Origin of the sequence: Synechococcus sp. R6-7 (assembly GCF_047461695.1) — a bacterium.
Classification (GTDB): domain Bacteria; phylum Cyanobacteriota; class Cyanobacteriia; order Thermostichales; family Thermostichaceae; genus Thermostichus.
In genome coordinates, this window is sequence record NZ_JANSHS010000234.1 from 1 (window position 1) to 15,672 (window position 15,672).

Sequence of the window (15,672 nt, forward strand, 5' to 3'; positions counted from 1 at the left end):
GGGACAGGCATGGCTTTTTTTAAACTTTTAAACAGGAGAATCGGGCAAGGGATCCCAGGAATCGGCAAAAGATAGCACCATCCTATGTCTTGAGTGGGCCGGGGGCAGGATGGGAGAAGGGGATCCCTTTCCACACCCTTTCTGCATGGGAGAAGAACTTGTTAGAGTGGGACGGATGGATCCCTTGCAAGCTGGGTTGATCCGTCTGTTCTACTTTTCAGGTTTTGGGGACTTATGACTATCCTGCTGCCGAGCGAACCTATCCTGGCCGTGAGCATCTTCGGCATGGGCCTGCCAGAGCTGGCCGTGATTGGGGTGATCGCGGTGGTCGTGTTTGGCCCCAAGAAGCTACCGGAGTTGGGCAGCGCCTTTGGCAAAGCGTTGCGGAGTTTCAAACAAGAGATGAACAACCCCAGCAGCGATGACGAGCCTGCCGGCACGGAAAAGGTGGAGAAGGTGGTGGAGAAGGATGCCGCCTGAGGGTCGCGGAGAGGGGTGGGATCCCAACTTCTGCCAGGGACGTGCTGCCGCAACTGGGGATCTTGTCGAGAGGGGGGATCCAAGCCAGCTTCGATCAGAAGTAAAGTCAGCTCGCAAGGGAGCCAGATCCAGGGCTAGTGTATAGTTCTGGAAAGTTTCCCGGCCCGGCGCTACCGGCTGAGCCAGGATCAGCCTGGATGGGCCCATCGGATGCCCCAGAGGTGGTATGGCTGAGCTGACCGATTTCGAGTTAATGCGCCAGATCCAACTGCGGGATCGCCGCAGCCACTTCTTGCTCAAGGATCGCTATCAGAAGCGCCTGCTGGATATTGCCTTGGCCATTCTCAAGCAACCTCACCAGGCGGAAGAGGTGGTGCGGCAGGTGTTCGAGTTCTGCTGGAAACACGCCAATGCCTTTGACCTGCAGCGGGATCGCTCAGTGGCCCTGTGGCTCTACGAGTTGACAGCCTTTCAGGCTAGGGAACGGCTGCGGCGTTGGGCTTGGCTACCTGTCCCCCTCTCCATTCAAACCTCAGCCCCTCTGGGGCCGCGACGTCTCCTTTGGGGCAGCCTGGCAGTGCTGGGGATCTACGCGGTAGCCATAACAGCGGCCTACTGGCGGCTGCGCTGGCAGTGGGGATCCCCCATCGAGGGAGAGTCGGTGGCAGTTCAACGGCTCTACCAAGAGTGGCAACGACAACCGCAGGTGCAGCGAACCCTGCTGCGGGATCCCAGCTTCAGCACTCCCCTGTTGGTGCAAGCCCTCTGGTCGCCCCATGCCAAGCAGGTGCTGCTCTTGGCCTCGGAGATGGCTCCCGCCCCCCCAGGGAGCACCTATCAACTGTGGCTGGAGTCGGAGATCCAGGGAGGGGGACGACTGCTGGAAAACGCCGGCACTTTTGCCGTCAACGGGGAAGGATCCCTGCAATGGCTCAGTCAACCCCTCCATTCTGAGCAGCCGACCCGCCTTCTCGTCACCCTTGAACCGGCAGGAGGAAGCGAATCCCCCACAGGCCCGCCTCTGCTGCAGAGCAGTTTCTGGATCCCTGCCGCCCAGCCCTGATCAAGAGAGATGGGGGGATGGCTGGGGAGTTTGTCCCCCGCTCTTGCGCCGCTTAGCATGGGATCCCCGCAAGCGCACCTTAAGACGGTAGCGAACCGTTTCATGCACAACTTTGTAGGAAGCATCCACACCGTGCGTTTCCCGCAGCCATTCGCGGATGTCGCTGTAGGTACGGAATCGGCCAGGCTGATGCAGCTCCTGCTTGAGGATTTCCAAAACCGGCTTGGGGATGAGGGGTTTGCGCCCTTGGTTGCGGGGCACCGTCAACATGCCCTCTAGCCCCCTGGCCTTGTAGCGTTGAAACCATCGAAAAATCGTTGAGATGTCCCGCCCCAGAATTTCAGCCAAGCCTGTCATCGTCTTGACTTTCCCAATCTTGAGCAGGTAAAGAGCTTGAACCCGCTCCTTGCCGGTCGGTGTGGACTGCTTGCCAAGTAGAGATTTGAGCTCTTCAGCCGATTCCCGAATGTCGAGCTTGAGGACTCCAGCCATGTCGAGGTATCGCAGAACGGCGTTGAATTTGTTGCTTGGCTGAGAGTGTACCACAGTACCTTCGGGTTCTGGAAGTTGTTCGTGAAGTTTGCCTGGGCATTGCTTGACATTTACAGAATCTCGAACTGAAAAATCTCTAACAGGCTACCCTCGTCGCTTTTCAAGATAGGCGGGCAAGGGATCCCCTCTAGGGCGGCAGGCTGTAGGATTAGAGGGCAAGCTTGCCGACGCTGCACTATGGTTCTTCGCAAGTATCTTGCAGGAGAGGGGCTGCGTTGGTTTCGACTGGCCCTGCAGTTGCAAGGATCAGTTGTGCCGGCAGTGCTGCCCCGCGCCTTTACCTGCGGCTTGGTCGGAGTGCTGGTTTCGATTCTGTATAAGCTGGGGCTGCCCCTGGCGCTGTCGTCGTTGGTGGCGTTTGTGCCCAACATCGTTTTGGGTTTGATGCTGGTGTTTCGGACAAACACCGCCTACGAACGGTTCTGGGAGGGGCGGAAAGCCTGGGGATCCGTGGTGAATGACGTGCGCAATTTGGCCCGCCTGATTTGGGTAGCCATTGAAGAAAAGCAGCCCGGCGACCGAGAAGAGAAGATCCAAACTCTATATCTGTTGCCCGCCTTTGCCATGGCCATGAAACAGCACTTGCGCCAGGAACCTTTGCTGGATGAGATTCAGCCCCTCCTCAGCCCGGAGCAGTTGCAACGTCTCCAAAGCCTCAAACACCCCCCCTTGCAAATTGCCCTTTGGATCGGAGATTACTTACAGCGACAATACCAAAAGGGCCGCGTTGAGGTCTACCAGCTCACGATCATGGTGGAGCGGCTCAACAGCATGGTGGATGCGCTGGGGGCTTGCGAGCGCATTCTCATGACCCCAATGCCCATGGCTTATGCCCTGCACTTGAAGCAGTTGTTATTGCTCTACTGTTTATCTTTGCCGTTTCAGATGGTGGAAGGTTTGGGTTGGATGACCGGCCCCATTGTGGGATGGCTGAGCTTTATGTTGTTTGGCGTTGAAGAGATCGGCATCGAAATTGAAAACCCCTTCGGCCGGGATCCCAATGATCTGCCCCTCGATAACATTTGCAACAAGATGAAGCACAATATTGCGGATTTGATCAATTCCACTTAGGGAACTCTCGCCGTTCTGGATGGCAGGGCAGCTGCCCATTTCAGATCCTCAGCCGGCACCTACCCCTAGTGGAGATAGCCGGGGCGAACCCGATGATTGAGAGGAAGGGATCCCTATATCTTGGGTAGGGAACAAGATGGGTTTGCTAAACTGTGGACAATTTGCCGAGGTGCTCTGGGGATGGCCTGCTCAACCTGCACATTTTTACACCTGGCCGATGTGCATCTGGGCTATGACCGCTACGACAGCCCGGAGCGGAGCAAGGACTTCTTTTTGGCTTTTCGGGATGTTGTCCGGCGCTATGCCATTCAGGATCCGGTGGACTTTGTGCTCATCGCCGGAGATCTGTTCGAGCATCGGCAGATTCAGCCCGGCGTTCTCAACCAAGCCCAGATCGTCTTGCGGGAGCTGCAGCAGGCCGGGATTCCGGTGTTGGCCATCGAGGGCAACCACGACAATCGCCCCTATGGCGTGAAAACCAGTTGGCTGAGGTACTTGGCCGATCACGGGGAGCTGATATTGCTGGAGCCTGAGGAAGGGGAAGAAGGACTGGAGCTGCGTCCCTGGTCGGGCCGGCGGGGAGGGTATCTGGATTTGCCCTGTGGGGTGCGGGTGATCGGATCCCAGTGGTACGGATCGGCAGCCCCTCGGTCGATTGAGCAGTTGGCGGCGGCCATTCGACGGTTGCCCCCCGGCCCAGAACGGGTGGTGTTGATGTTCCACCACGGTCTAGAGGGCCAAATTGCCCGTTACCAAGGCGCTCTGCGCTACAAAGATCTGCTGCCCCTGCGGGAGGCGGGGGTGGGCTACCTGGCCTTGGGACACATTCACAAAAGCTATTCCGAGGGCGGGTGGATCTTCAATCCGGGATCCCTGGAGGCCAACAGCACTGCCGAATGGGACTTCCAACGGGGGGCCTACCGCGTCCGCTGGGGAGATGGCCCGCCACAAGCGGAGTTGGTACAGGATTACCATCAGCGGCCTCGTCGCCGGCTCTATCTGGAGGCCAAGGGCAGAGAAACCCCCGAACAAATTGCCGCAGCAGCCATTGCCCTGGCCAAGGGATCCCGCCTTCAGGAAAGTGAGATGGAGCCGATGGTGGAGTTGCGGCTGGTGGGACAGGTGGGGTTCGCCAAGCATGAGCTGGATAGCCGCGCCCTACAGTGTCAAATTCAGCAGCTTACCGGCGCCTTGCTGGTTCTGTTTCGTTTTGAGGCCAATACTTTAGAGCTCGGGTCGGCTGCCCTTTCCTTGGAAGAAGAGGGGCAGAGGCTACAAATCGAAGAGAAAATCTACAGGGATCTGCTGAGCAGCCATGCCCACTACCGCAAACGCAGTGAAGAGCTAGCGCGGCTGCTTCTGGATCTTAAAGAAAAGGTTTTGGATGGGCAAGGAGAATCTGAAGTGTATGCTCACCTAAGGGGAGCTTTTTGGGGAGCAGAAGACTGATTATGCGGATCCTCTCTCTCGCTTTACAAAACTTCAAATCTCATGAGGATGCCGTCTTCACGTTTGAGCCAGGTATTAACGCCATTTGCGGAGAAAACGGAGCGGGCAAGACCAGCATTTTGGAAGCCATTGCCTGGGTTTTGTTCGACTACTGCCCCTACAGCCAAGAAGAAATCATTCGCTCCGGGGCCAACGACGCAGTGGTGACTGTGCAATTTATCTCCCAATGGGATCAGCGCACCTACGATGTTCGCCGCAGCGTAACGCAGGGATATCGTCTCTTTGATCCCCAGCTGAAGCAGCGCCTAGAGTATGAGCGCAAGTCCGATGTGCTGCCGTGGCTGAGGCAACATTTGGGCGTACCTGCCGGTACCGACCTGGCGCGGCTCTTTGCCACAACGATTGGGGTGCCCCAAGGGACTTTCACGGCAGACTTTCTCAAAACCGGTCGAGATCGCAAAGAAGTTTTCGATCGCATCTTAAAGGTGGAAGAGTACCAGCAGGTAGCCAAAGACCTGTTGGCGGTCGAAAAATACAGCGAGGCGCAGATTCAGGCCATTAATCATCAAATTGAATTGCTCCGCCAACAGCTACAGGAGTGGGATCCGCTGCAAGCAGAGCGGCAGAAAATCCAACAAGAACTGAGTTATTGGCAAGAGCGCTTGAGTCAATCGATCCACACTCTGGATCAGGTTAAGCTTGAGATCGAGCGACTGGAGAAATGGCTTGAGCAAATCCAAACTTTAGATCACCAGATTGCCCAACTGGAGCAAAAGGGATCCCTGCTTCAGGTATCTCTTGAGCAGGCAGAAAAGTTATGGGCAGAGGCCAGGCAAGCTCAAGCGCAGCAACAGCAATACTGGGAGGGATCTCAGCATTTTTTGGCCACAGAAGCTCGCTTGCGGGAGCTGGAAAAACAGCAACAGCAACGCTTGGAGTGGCTGAAACAGCGGGATGCTTTGCTCTCGCAAAAGCAGCATATCGAAAACCAATTGGCAAGACTTCAAGAAAAGTTAAGCCAACAGCAGCGCTGGAAGCAGGAGCTAGAGGAGCTAACCCCGCAAATTCAGGCCCAAGAGGAGCTAGAGCGTCAGCAGACCTATTGGACTCAACAGCTCAACACGTTGCTACACCTGCACCGCGAATGGGAACAGATCCAGGCAGAATGGACAGCCCACGCCGAGCGCTGTCAACTGCTACAAAGCCGAGTGCAAGAAGCTGAACAGGCCCGGGCCATATGTCGGCAGCATCAATTGACCTACAACCGTTATTTGCAGTTGGAAACCCTCATTGCAGAGCAGGAAGCGCTGCGGCGAACCCGACAAACTTTACTGGCTCAACGGGAAACTTTGCAACATCAACTGCATCGATTGGAGCTGCAGGGATCCGAATATCAGCAACAACTCCAGATCTTCCAAAAAATGGAGGCGGAAAAACTTGAGCTGCAACCCCTGTGTGAACGGCAGGCCTCCCTGGAGCAGCGCCACTCCCAACTTGGCGAGAAGTTGGCTTCCTTTCAGGCTCTGCGCCTTGAACTCAAACAACGGGAAACGGAGCAGGAACAAGGCCAAGTCCAATTGCAACAACTGCAGCTCCAACTGAGACAACGGCAGGCGGATTTGGAGCGGGTAGCCGCCATTCCTGCGCTCGAAACTCAACAGGAGCGATTGCAAACTCAGCTCAGCCGCATTGCCGCAGCTCGTCAATTTCAACAGGAGCTACAAGCCCTTTTTGAGCAGGGCTCGGATCAATTGGCTCAACACCATCACAGCATCCGGCAACTTCTGGACGAATTGGAAGCGCAGCGACACAACTATCCCCAACTTCAATCTCTGTGGCAGCGGATCCCAGAGGTACTCACTCGATCTTCAGCACTCAGCCAACAGTTGCTCCAGTCCATCCATCAGATTTTGCAGGATCTGGCTCCCCAAACTTCCGAGCCCCAACTTCGTCAGCAGTTGTCCAACATCCAAAAACAACTCAGGACTTTGCAGCCCTTGCTCGGCCTAACCGCACAAATACCCGATTTACAAGCCCAAATTCAGCAACTGCTGCAGTTGCAAGCCGAACGACAAAGCAGAATTGATGATCTTCACTGGGATCTTGAGGCTGAGCCCACCTTCCTTCGGCAACAACAGGAAATTGGCCAGGCGCTGCAAGAACTGGGGGATCCCAGAGGGCAAATCCAGCGCTTGGAAAGAGATCTCAGCCGCAAGTCTAGGGTTGAGCAAGAATATCAACAAATAGCGGCCCATGTTCAGCAACTCCAACAGCAGATACAAGCCCTAGAAGAGCAGCTGCAACCGCTTTCAGATCTGGATGAAAGAATTGCAGCCTTGCGGGAAGAACAAGGCCGGCACCGCAACAACTACGAGACCTTTATCCGCATGCAGCCTCTTGCCCAAAGTTTGCCCCGACGGCAAGATGAACTCCAAGCGGCCCAGTTGGCCCTAGATCAAATCCAGAAAGCCAAGCAAGAAAAACAAGCCCAGATCGACCGCTGGGAACAAACAGAGGGATCCAAAGATGACCTGCAAGCCCAAATTGAAAAAGCCGCCAAAACCTTAAAATCTCTGGGGGATCCCAGAAGTCAAGCCGAACGGCTCAAAGCAGAGCTAAAACAGGAAAAGCAGTATTTACAAATGCAGGCCGACTGCCTGCAGCAGCTTCAGGATTTACAGGCCGCACTCAACCCTATCGAGGAGGCCCTATGCCAAACGGAGCATCTGGATCGAGAGCTGGGATCCCTGCAGGAAGAACGCGAACGATACCGTTTAGATCACGAGCGCTATCTGCAGGCAGAACCCATCGCCAAATTGCTTCCCCAACGGGAACAGGAACTGGCCGAGCTAAACGCCCAGCGGCAGCAACTGCAAACTCAGCTTTCCCAACTTCGCGCAGCACGGGATCCCTTGGCTGCTCTGTATCAACCGCAGGAGCATGAGCGCCTTCGATCCCTTCTGCAGGCCACCGAAATTCAAAAAGCCGAAGCCCAGGCCCGACTGGAGAGCCTAGCTCCTCAACTGAGCAAAATTGAGGAAAAGTTGCGGCAATTGGAACAGACCAAGGCAAGCTTAAAGCAAGTCGAGGCAGAAAAAACTGAGAAAGAACGCCTACACCGCTTTATCAAGTTTAGCCGAGATACCTATAGAAAAGCCGGCCCTCAAATTACCCAATACTACCTGCAGCAGATCAACCATACTGCCGATCACCTCTTCCGAGAAATTCTCAACCGTCCCAACGTCACCCTGACCTGGGAAGCCGATTATGAGATCCGCGTTCAAGAAGCCGGCAGCCCCAAACGACGGTTTGCCAGCCTTTCCGGGGGAGAGCAAATGTCGGCGGCCTTGGCAGTGCGCTTGGCTTTGCTCAAGGTGTTGGGACAACTAAATATTGCCTTTTTCGATGAGCCCACCACCAATATGGATACCCAACGGCGACAGCGGCTGGCAGAGGCTATTACCAACCTGCGATCTTTTGAGCAGCTGTTTGTCATCAGCCACGACGATACCTTTGAGCAAATGACAGAAAATGTTATTCGGGTGGAAAGGCACTCCGGATCCAAGTCGGTAGGGAGGGATCCCGCCTATGGTGTTTAGAGCCGACCGGATCCTGGCAGTGTTGCAGCAAAAGCGGGAGGCCTTTGCCACTTTTGATCAAAGGCTGTCGGAGCGTAGAGAATACTATAAGCAGGCTATGGAAAGCTTGCGCCAGTGGTCGAGCTTAGAGATTGCCGAAAAAATAGCTCCATTCCCTTTCCCAGGCGCTTTACCTACTGCGGAGTGGGATCGCTACTCCAATTGGAAGATCCCTTTTGAGCAGGAATGGGCCAATTACGAAGAAAGCCGTGAGTGGGCGAAATCGGTCATTGAAAATATTCCCACCTTTGCCGTGGATGGATCCCAGATTTATCCCAGCAAAGATCTGTCAATACCGGTGGCGCTGGTGCAAATCGGCTGGTATGAAAACCATCATTGTGCAACAGGCTTGTACGAAAAAGACATTCAAGTGGATGTATTGACTCCAAGGGACCTGGGATCCGACAGCAGCGGCGAACCGAAAGAGCGAATGGTTAACATGCGCCGCTTTCAAATGGAAATCGAGAGACTTGTAGAATACATTCAAAAATCTCAACCGGGATCCCGAAAATTGGCCTTTTTGGATGGGGCGCTGGTGGCTACTTTTGCCGAAGTCTTCGAGCCAGAAAGCCAAGATTTCTATGTGCAGTGTTTGCTCCAGCTTTTGCGGGCCAGCGAGCAAAGCCGGATCCCTATCGTGGCCTACATAGACACCACCTACACTTCCGATCTGGTGGCGTTGCTGAAGCATTGTTTTGACCTACCCGAAGCTCCACAGCTTCACGATGCGCAACTGCTTAGTCCCTGGTTGGAGTGGGGGGATCGCACACCTTTTTTCATCTGTGCCCGCGGCGGCAGCCTCAACCCCCAAGATGGGATCCTCAATCGCTACCAAGAAATGCGAGAGCGAGTGGGGTTTGTTTACCTGCGCACCAATGACAACTTTCCGGCCCGCTTGGAAATACCCGTTTGGGTTTATGAGGCAGGACTGTTGGACTGGTTGGTGGATCTGGTTCGCTGTGAGGTGGTGATTGGGCGAGGTTATCCTTATGTGCTGGAGACAGCCGATCAAATAGCCGTTATTCGCAATGAGGATCGCAACCTTTTCTTACGCCTCATGCAAGATTGGGCCGCTCGCGAAAAGCTGAACCTAAGGCTATCCCGGAAAACAGTAAGTAAATTACAGCGGAGACGAGTTCGATGAGATTGGGAAAGGTAGTTCGCTCCAACAATCACTGTGATTATGTGGTGCAGGTGGACGATGCTTTAGAAGTCAAAAATCCGCCGACTCCTGATGACTATGGCTTCGGCAGCTTTGTCAAGCTAGAAAGCGACCGGCGACACTGGGCCGTAGGTCTGGTTTACAATACCCAACTCCTGAATCCGATGTTCCTCAATTCTGGGCCGCGCCTTTCCAGCCAGCCGGATCCCTATTTTTCCCCCGATTTGCAGAATGAGGTGCGCACGCTACTCTCGGTGGTTTTAATCGGGGCTCTGGATGAAGAGCGCCGCTGTGGCCGACAAGGGATCCCGCGCGTGGTGGTGCCTGTAAACACGCCGGTTTTTCGCATGAGCCGGGAAGAGATCCTGCGCTTTCACCAGGATCCCCAAGGTCAAACCCAATTTTCCTACTATGGTTTGCTGCTGAGTAGCGGCGGCAACTTTGCCAATCATTTGATCTACCAAGTCTTGAACGACATTACGCCGATGTTTGCCGATCCAGCTCAACGGCGAGCTCTGCAAATCTTAAGCAAAGAATTGGCCTGGAAAATGACTGTAGGAGCGATGCGCTAATGCCCCAAAAAATCACCGATAATGGCCACCATCCAGAAGCCACCCTCTCTCCAACTGAGGACTCTCCAGAGGTAATTGGCACCGTCAAAGGGCCTGGAGAAACCTCTAACCAATATGTTTTCATCACTTCCAATACCCAAGCGGTAAAGGTGGGCGATTTCGTCTACTACGAAGTCCAGGATCCCCAATCGCAAACGCTGCAAATCTTGGGTAAAATTAGCCAAGTTCAGCTCCTGGATCACATCCCCGATCGCATCTTTGCCGATACCGAAATCGATCCCAGCACCATTGTGGCTCTGGTGGGCTTCACCCATCCCAATCCGGAAATCTATGCGGTTACCGTCGAGGTCATCGGCTATTTCAATCAGAAGATGGGCTTTATTAACCCCCGCCGCGCTCCGGATCCCGGTGCCAAGGTTTTTCTGGCCTCCAATCGTCTGCTGAAATCAATTTTGAACAAACGAGATGAAACAGCCATTGGGGGTGCTCACTTGGGCAGCCTGTTGTTGCGCGATGAGGGAGCAGTGCCCGTAGTACTGGACGTCAAGGAAATGGTCAGCACCCATCTGGCCATTTTGGCGGGGACAGGATCCGGCAAATCTTATACAGCAGGGGTTTTGATTGAAGAGCTGCTTTTGCCCAAAAACCGAGCTGCCGTCCTCATTTTCGATCCCCACGGGGAATACCACACGCTGGCAGAAATGCAGTCCCACCCCAAGTTTTTTGGGGAAGATGGCTACCGACCCAAAGTCAAGGTTCTTTCACCACAGGAAATTAAGATTCGTGTATCTTCTCTCAACTTCTTTGATATTCTGACCCTGCTGCCAGAGACCACTGACCGACAGAAATCTTTTCTGGAGAAAGCCTTTCGCAAAACAACTCAATTTAACCCGATCCGCTGGACGATTCAGGACTTAATCGATGCCGTAAACGAGGCTGATTCCGCAGAGGATGGATCCCAGGGATCCTCAGCCGCCGCTTTGGAGTGGAAATTAGAACAGATCGACCGTTCTCCCTATTTCGACAATTTGCAACACCTAGCTCCCAAAGACTTGTTTGAGCCGGGGCAGGTAACCATCCTGCAAATGCATGAGATCAGCCAAGAAGAACAGCAGGTGATCGCTGCTGCCATCTTGCGCCAGGCCAACTATGCTCGGATCAATACCCACAAAGGCAAGATCCAGCCGGGGGACGAAAATTACTTGCCTTATCCCGTCTTTATTTTGCTGGAAGAGGCCCATCGGTTTGCCCCTGCCCACGAGCCTTCCCGTTGCAAACAGGTGCTGCGCACCATCCTCAGCGAAGGACGCAAGTTTGGACTGGGGGTAGGTCTCATCACGCAACGCCCTGGCAAGTTAGACTCGGACATTTTGTCGCAATGCATGAGCCAATTTTTAATGCGAATTGTCAACCCTTCCGATCAAGAAAATCTGCGCCACAGTGTCGAGGCTGCCGGGCGGGATCTGTTGCAGGAATTGCCCGCCTTGAGCAAAGGTCAGGTGATCGTCTCCGGTGTGTGCGTCAATACCCCCGTGTTATGTAAAGTGCGGAAGCGTTATACGCAGCATGGCGGCGAAACGTTGGATATTCTTGGCCTCTGGCAAAGGCATTCCCAAGAGCACCACCAACGGGATCGCTTGGCCCAGTCGGCCCCTCTCAAACCGCGTCCTCAACCTCAGGTGGTGGATGGACTCAGCATTGATTAGCAATGGCCCAAAACTCCAACTGTGGCCTGATCTCAATCGCTGAATCTGCCAAATCTACAATCCGAAACCACTGCTTGATTGCAATACAATTCATTTCACAGAAACAAGTTTTGGGGCGAGCAGGATGAGGAAACAAGCCCTTTTGCCAGGTTTGCTGGGCATTGCCGTTGCAGTTCTACTGGGATCCGGGCCTGCCTATGCTCAGTTGCGGCTGATTCCCCAAGCAGCGCGGCAGGTATACGAAGCTCTGCCGGATCTGCCGCTGGAAAACGTCTACACCCCCATTAACCCCAATGACGGCGGCCCTACGCCTGAGGAAGATACCTTGGTGCGGCGGATGATGGTTTACCATCTGCAGGTGGCCGGTCGCTCCCCGACCGACCGCTTTGACTGGCAACTGACGCTGGCAGACTATTTCGATGCCAATGAGCCAATCATCGCCCAACGGTATCCCGGTGCCGACCGCCTCACGGTCAACCCCTACGCCCAAGACAAAGCCGTTGTACAATCCCTGAACCGGCAACAGCGACAGGCCCTGCTGGAAGCCCTTGTGCTGGCCTTCGGTGGGGATCCCGACCCCAAACCCCTCTACATTCCCGCCGACTTGAATCCTGTCCCCGCCCTACCCACCCCAGAACCCATGCAACCTTTGCTGCTTCCCGGCAGCGGATCCGCTGACTTGCTCAGGCCCTAGCCGAGGTTTCCCGCTAACTCAAGGCTTGCCCGGTGTAGTTCTCAATGCAGCGCAGGAACAGCTCTACCCCAATGCCAAGGGCAGCCTCATCGAAGTCGAAGCGGGGGTGGTGATGGGGATAGTCCAGTCCCTTGGCGGGGTTGGCGGATCCCAAAAAAAAGTAGCAGCCAGGCACCTCATTCAGGAAAAACGAGACATCCTCTCCGCCCATGGTCATCTCTGGGATGATCCTCGCCTCTGGGCCAAACACCTCGCGGGCAGACTGTTCCACCAGAGCTGCCATAGCAGGATCGTTTTGAACCGCCGGATAGCCCCGCTCGAATCGAAACTCATAGGTGGCTCCGTAGGCTTGGCAAATGCCGGCAACGATTTCTTCCATGCGCTTTGGGATCAAATCGGCCACTTCAGGGTGAAAACTGCGCACAGTACCCCAAATTTCTGCGCTTGGGGCGATAACGTTGAAGGCATCGCCGGCCCGGAAACGGCCCACCGTCACCACCGCCGGCAGCATCGGATCCACATTGCGGGAGACAATGGTCTGCAAAGCATTGACAATGTGGGATCCCACCACAATGGCATCCACTGTTTGTTGGGGAAGGGCAGCATGTCCGCCTCGCCCGATCACCTGAATCTGAAAGCGGTCGGCAAAGGCCATCGAGGGGCCACTTTTCACGCCAATAGTGCCTAGAGGGCGATTATTCCACAGGTGTAGGCCGAGGATGGCTTCCACATCCGGGTTTTTCAGAACCCCCGCCTCCAGCATGGGCTTGGCTCCGCCGGGGCCTTCTTCGGCAGGTTGAAAAATGACCTTGACGGTACCCCTGAGGTGGTGGCGGTGCTGTTGCAGCAGCTTGGCGGTGCCTAGAGCAATGGCGGTGTGGCCGTCGTGGCCGCAGGCGTGCATGACGTTAGGGACAGCGGAGCAGTAATCAACTTCGTTAGCCTCGTGAATGGGCAGGGCATCCATATCGGCCCGCAGCGCCAAAACCGGCCCCGGCTGCTCTCCCTCAATGGTGGCCACGATGCCGGTGTGGGCAATGCCGGTCTGGTGAGGGATCCCCCAACTTTTCAGGCGCTGGCTGATGTAGGCGGCGGTTTGCTTCTCCTGGAAGCCCAGCTCAGGATACTTGTGGATGTGGCGGCGCCAGGTCACCAACTCGGGTTGTAAAGCTCGAACAGCAGGGCGAAGTGCGGGAAAGGACATGACCTGAAAAACAAAAAAACAAAAATGTCTTGGAAAACCTTCACCGATGGCCAGTGTTGGTTGCATGCAGTTGCCTGTCGATTTTGCCCAGTATGGCATTGCTGAGGCTGCTTTCCGCTCGGCGTCGAGGTGGACATCTAGGCCCACTGGGATCCGGTTTCCGGCGGCAGATCCTGCCAACGGCCCGGCCCCACTGCTCGCAAAGCCTCTTGCAAGGAGATCGCCCCTGAGTAGAGGGCTTTACCCAAAATGGCCCCCGTCAAACCGGGCAAGCTCAACAAAGCCAGCAAATCCGTTAGCGATCCGATTCCCCCCGAAGCAATCACAGGCAGGCGGGAGATGGCGAGGATCTCCTGCAACTGTTGTAGGTTGGGGCCGGCCAGGGTGCCATCCCGGCCAATGTCGGTGTAGATGATGCCGGCGACGCCCTGTTCCCCCACCCGTTGCACCAATTCGGTGGCCCGCAGGGGAGTGGTGCTCAGCCAGCCGCGGGTGGCCACTTGCCCCTGCCGAGCGTCGATCCCCACCCAAACCCGACCGGGCAAGGCTTGGGTCATCGCCTCCAGGGTGTCAGGATCCTCTACGGGTAGGGTGCCAACGATCACCCGATCCACCCCCAGCTCCAGCAACTGCCGCGCCCGTTCCAGGGATCGGATCCCACCCCCCACCTGCACCGGGATGGCCAGGCTGCGGACAATGCGCTCAATGATGGGCAGGTTGACTGGATCCCCGCTTTTGGCTCCGTCCAGATCGACCACATGCAGGCGAGGAGCACCCTGTGCCGCCCAAGCTTCGGCCTGTTGGATCGGGTCGTCGGCTACCTGTTCTGCCTGGGCGTAATCCCCCTGGTAAAGGCGCACGGCGCGGCCCTGCAAAAGGTCGATGGCGGGGATCACCTCCAGAAAAGCAGTTGAGTAAGGCATGATGGGATCCCTTGAGGGGCTTTTCCAGTATCGCCTGGGAGCGGCCTTGCTCCAGCGGAGATCTGGATCTCTAGACCCTAAAGTGCTCCACACCGCTGACGCGATGGGAGAACATCCTGAGATGACTATGAACGCGCGCCAACTGGCTCTGTTGGCTCTGCAGAAAATCGAGCGCCAAAACGCCTATGCCGACCTGGTTCTGGGGCATTTGTTGGCCAACAGCAGCCTGATCCCCGCCGACCGGCATCTGGTCAGCGAGCTGGTGTATGGCATTACCCGCCGTCGCCGCACCCTCGATGCCTTGATCGATTGCTTTGCCCAGCGTCCTGCCCACAAGCAGCCCCCCGATTTGCGACTGATTTTGCATCTCGGCCTCTACCAACTGGCTTTTTTGGATCAGATCCCGGCCAGTGCTGCCATCCATACCAGCGTGGAATTGGCCCGCCAGATGGGGCTGGGATCCCTGACAGGGGTGGTGAACGGCATCTTGCGCGCCTACCAGCGGCAAGTGTTGGATCAGCCAGAGAAGGATCCCCTCAAGCCCCTCGAGGACACTCTGCCAGCCGACCCAATTCAGGCTTTGGGGATCCTGCACAGCTTTCCCGACTGGTTGGTGAGCCTATGGTGGGAGCGCCTGGGGCCGGTGGAAACGGAGCAGTTGTGTGCTTGGTTTAATCAGCCACCCCACCTGGATTTGCGGGTCAACCCACTGCGGGCAGATGTGAATAAAGTCATTCAAGCCTTGGCAGCAGCCGGGATCCCTGCCCTCCCCATCTCCGAGGTGCCGGGTGCCTTGCGACTTCAGGATCATGCTGGCGACATCACGGCCCTGCCCGGCTTTGCCCAGGGTTGGTGGAGCGTTCAAGATGCCAGTGCCCAGCAGGTGGTGCATTGCCTGGATCCCCAGCCGGGAGAGCGGGTGATCGACTGCTGCGCTGCTCCGGGCGGCAAGACCACCCAAATAGCCCAACACATGCAGGATCGAGGGGAGATTTGGGCTTTGGATCGTCACCCCCACCGTCTGCGGCGCCTAGAGGAAAATGCCCATCGCTTGGGCTTGACCTCGATTCGTTCCCTGGCCATCGACCTGTTGCCGCTGAGCGCTGCTGCCGATCGCGTCAGCGGGACGGAGTCCTTACCCCCTGCCCCCTTGCCCCC

General features: G+C 56.0%; 13 protein-coding genes. 10 read left to right on the forward strand and 3 right to left on the reverse strand.

The window, feature by feature from the left end:
* Positions 1 to 234 precede the first annotated feature (234 nt).
* Positions 235 to 480 carry a twin-arginine translocase TatA/TatE family subunit gene (gene tatA, locus NW815_RS07605; RefSeq protein WP_011433563.1) on the forward strand — a complete coding sequence of 82 codons (246 nt, stop codon included), beginning with the start codon at positions 235 to 237 and terminating at the stop codon, positions 478 to 480.
* 226 nt (positions 481 to 706) lie between these two features.
* The gene (locus NW815_RS07610) at positions 707 to 1,543 is read left to right on the forward strand and encodes an anti-sigma factor domain-containing protein (RefSeq protein ID WP_414389521.1); all 837 of its coding nucleotides are present in this window, start codon (positions 707 to 709) and stop codon (positions 1,541 to 1,543) included.
* Here NW815_RS07610 and NW815_RS07615 read toward each other — a convergent pair whose 3' ends face one another.
* On the reverse strand, positions 1,544 to 2,035 hold the full coding sequence (locus NW815_RS07615) for a helix-turn-helix domain-containing protein (RefSeq protein ID WP_414389524.1): 492 nt from the start codon (positions 2,033 to 2,035) through the stop codon (positions 1,544 to 1,546).
* Between the two features lie 237 nt (positions 2,036 to 2,272).
* Here NW815_RS07615 and NW815_RS07620 point away from each other — a divergent pair, with 237 nt between their 5' ends.
* From NW815_RS07620 to NW815_RS07650, 7 genes are all read left to right on the forward strand, one after another.
* The gene (locus tag NW815_RS07620; RefSeq protein ID WP_414389527.1) at positions 2,273 to 3,166 is read left to right on the forward strand and encodes a bestrophin family protein; all 894 of its coding nucleotides are present in this window, start codon (positions 2,273 to 2,275) and stop codon (positions 3,164 to 3,166) included.
* 180 nt (positions 3,167 to 3,346) lie between these two features.
* Complete coding sequence (locus NW815_RS07625; protein ID WP_414389529.1) at positions 3,347 to 4,615, forward strand: metallophosphoesterase family protein; 1,269 nt, start codon at positions 3,347 to 3,349, stop codon at positions 4,613 to 4,615.
* Between the two features lie 2 nt (positions 4,616 to 4,617).
* Positions 4,618 to 8,214, forward strand: coding sequence for an AAA family ATPase (locus tag NW815_RS07630; RefSeq protein WP_414389531.1), 3,597 nt, complete (start codon positions 4,618 to 4,620; stop codon positions 8,212 to 8,214).
* Complete coding sequence (locus tag NW815_RS07635; RefSeq protein WP_414389533.1) at positions 8,204 to 9,397, forward strand: DNA double-strand break repair nuclease NurA; 1,194 nt, start codon at positions 8,204 to 8,206, stop codon at positions 9,395 to 9,397. Before NW815_RS07630 ends, NW815_RS07635 begins: the two co-directional genes overlap by 11 nt.
* Entirely contained in the window at positions 9,394 to 9,987 is a 594-nt protein-coding gene (locus tag NW815_RS07640) for a hypothetical protein (protein ID WP_414341843.1), read from the forward strand. Before NW815_RS07635 ends, NW815_RS07640 begins: the two co-directional genes overlap by 4 nt.
* A complete protein-coding gene (locus NW815_RS07645) occupies positions 9,987 to 11,693 on the forward strand; it encodes an ATP-binding protein (RefSeq protein ID WP_414415863.1) in 1,707 nt (568 codons plus the stop codon). Before NW815_RS07640 ends, NW815_RS07645 begins: the two co-directional genes overlap by 1 nt.
* A gap of 124 nt (positions 11,694 to 11,817) precedes the next feature.
* On the forward strand, positions 11,818 to 12,387 hold the full coding sequence (locus NW815_RS07650) for a hypothetical protein (protein WP_414387865.1): 570 nt from the start codon (positions 11,818 to 11,820) through the stop codon (positions 12,385 to 12,387).
* A gap of 13 nt (positions 12,388 to 12,400) precedes the next feature.
* Here NW815_RS07650 and NW815_RS07655 read toward each other — a convergent pair whose 3' ends face one another.
* Together NW815_RS07655 and hisA are read right to left on the reverse strand one after the other, a co-directional pair.
* Complete coding sequence (locus NW815_RS07655) at positions 12,401 to 13,591, reverse strand: M20 metallopeptidase family protein (RefSeq protein ID WP_414387864.1); 1,191 nt, start codon at positions 13,589 to 13,591, stop codon at positions 12,401 to 12,403.
* Positions 13,592 to 13,728: 137 nt separating this feature from the next.
* A complete protein-coding gene (gene hisA, locus NW815_RS07660; protein WP_414387869.1) occupies positions 13,729 to 14,493 on the reverse strand; it encodes a 1-(5-phosphoribosyl)-5-[(5-phosphoribosylamino)methylideneamino]imidazole-4-carboxamide isomerase in 765 nt (254 codons plus the stop codon).
* A gap of 142 nt (positions 14,494 to 14,635) precedes the next feature.
* Between hisA and rsmB the strand changes: the two genes are divergently transcribed.
* Positions 14,636 to 15,672: 16S rRNA (cytosine(967)-C(5))-methyltransferase RsmB (rsmB, locus tag NW815_RS07665; protein ID WP_414415864.1), on the forward strand; the 1,037-nt coding region annotated here is incomplete at its 3' end.

Coding starts and splice junctions, on each gene's coding strand:
- tatA (WP_011433563.1), top strand. CDS start 235: ATGACTATCCTGCTGCCGAGCGAACCTATCCTGGCCGTGAGCATCTTC.
- NW815_RS07610 (WP_414389521.1), top strand. CDS start 707: ATGGCTGAGCTGACCGATTTCGAGTTAATGCGCCAGATCCAACTGCGG.
- NW815_RS07615 (WP_414389524.1), bottom strand. CDS start 2,035: ATGGCTGGAGTCCTCAAGCTCGACATTCGGGAATCGGCTGAAGAGCTC.
- NW815_RS07620 (WP_414389527.1), top strand. CDS start 2,273: ATGGTTCTTCGCAAGTATCTTGCAGGAGAGGGGCTGCGTTGGTTTCGA.
- NW815_RS07625 (WP_414389529.1), top strand. CDS start 3,347: ATGGCCTGCTCAACCTGCACATTTTTACACCTGGCCGATGTGCATCTG.
- NW815_RS07630 (WP_414389531.1), top strand. CDS start 4,618: ATGCGGATCCTCTCTCTCGCTTTACAAAACTTCAAATCTCATGAGGAT.
- NW815_RS07635 (WP_414389533.1), top strand. CDS start 8,204: ATGGTGTTTAGAGCCGACCGGATCCTGGCAGTGTTGCAGCAAAAGCGG.
- NW815_RS07640 (WP_414341843.1), top strand. CDS start 9,394: ATGAGATTGGGAAAGGTAGTTCGCTCCAACAATCACTGTGATTATGTG.
- NW815_RS07645 (WP_414415863.1), top strand. CDS start 9,987: ATGCCCCAAAAAATCACCGATAATGGCCACCATCCAGAAGCCACCCTC.
- NW815_RS07650 (WP_414387865.1), top strand. CDS start 11,818: ATGAGGAAACAAGCCCTTTTGCCAGGTTTGCTGGGCATTGCCGTTGCA.
- NW815_RS07655 (WP_414387864.1), bottom strand. CDS start 13,591: ATGTCCTTTCCCGCACTTCGCCCTGCTGTTCGAGCTTTACAACCCGAG.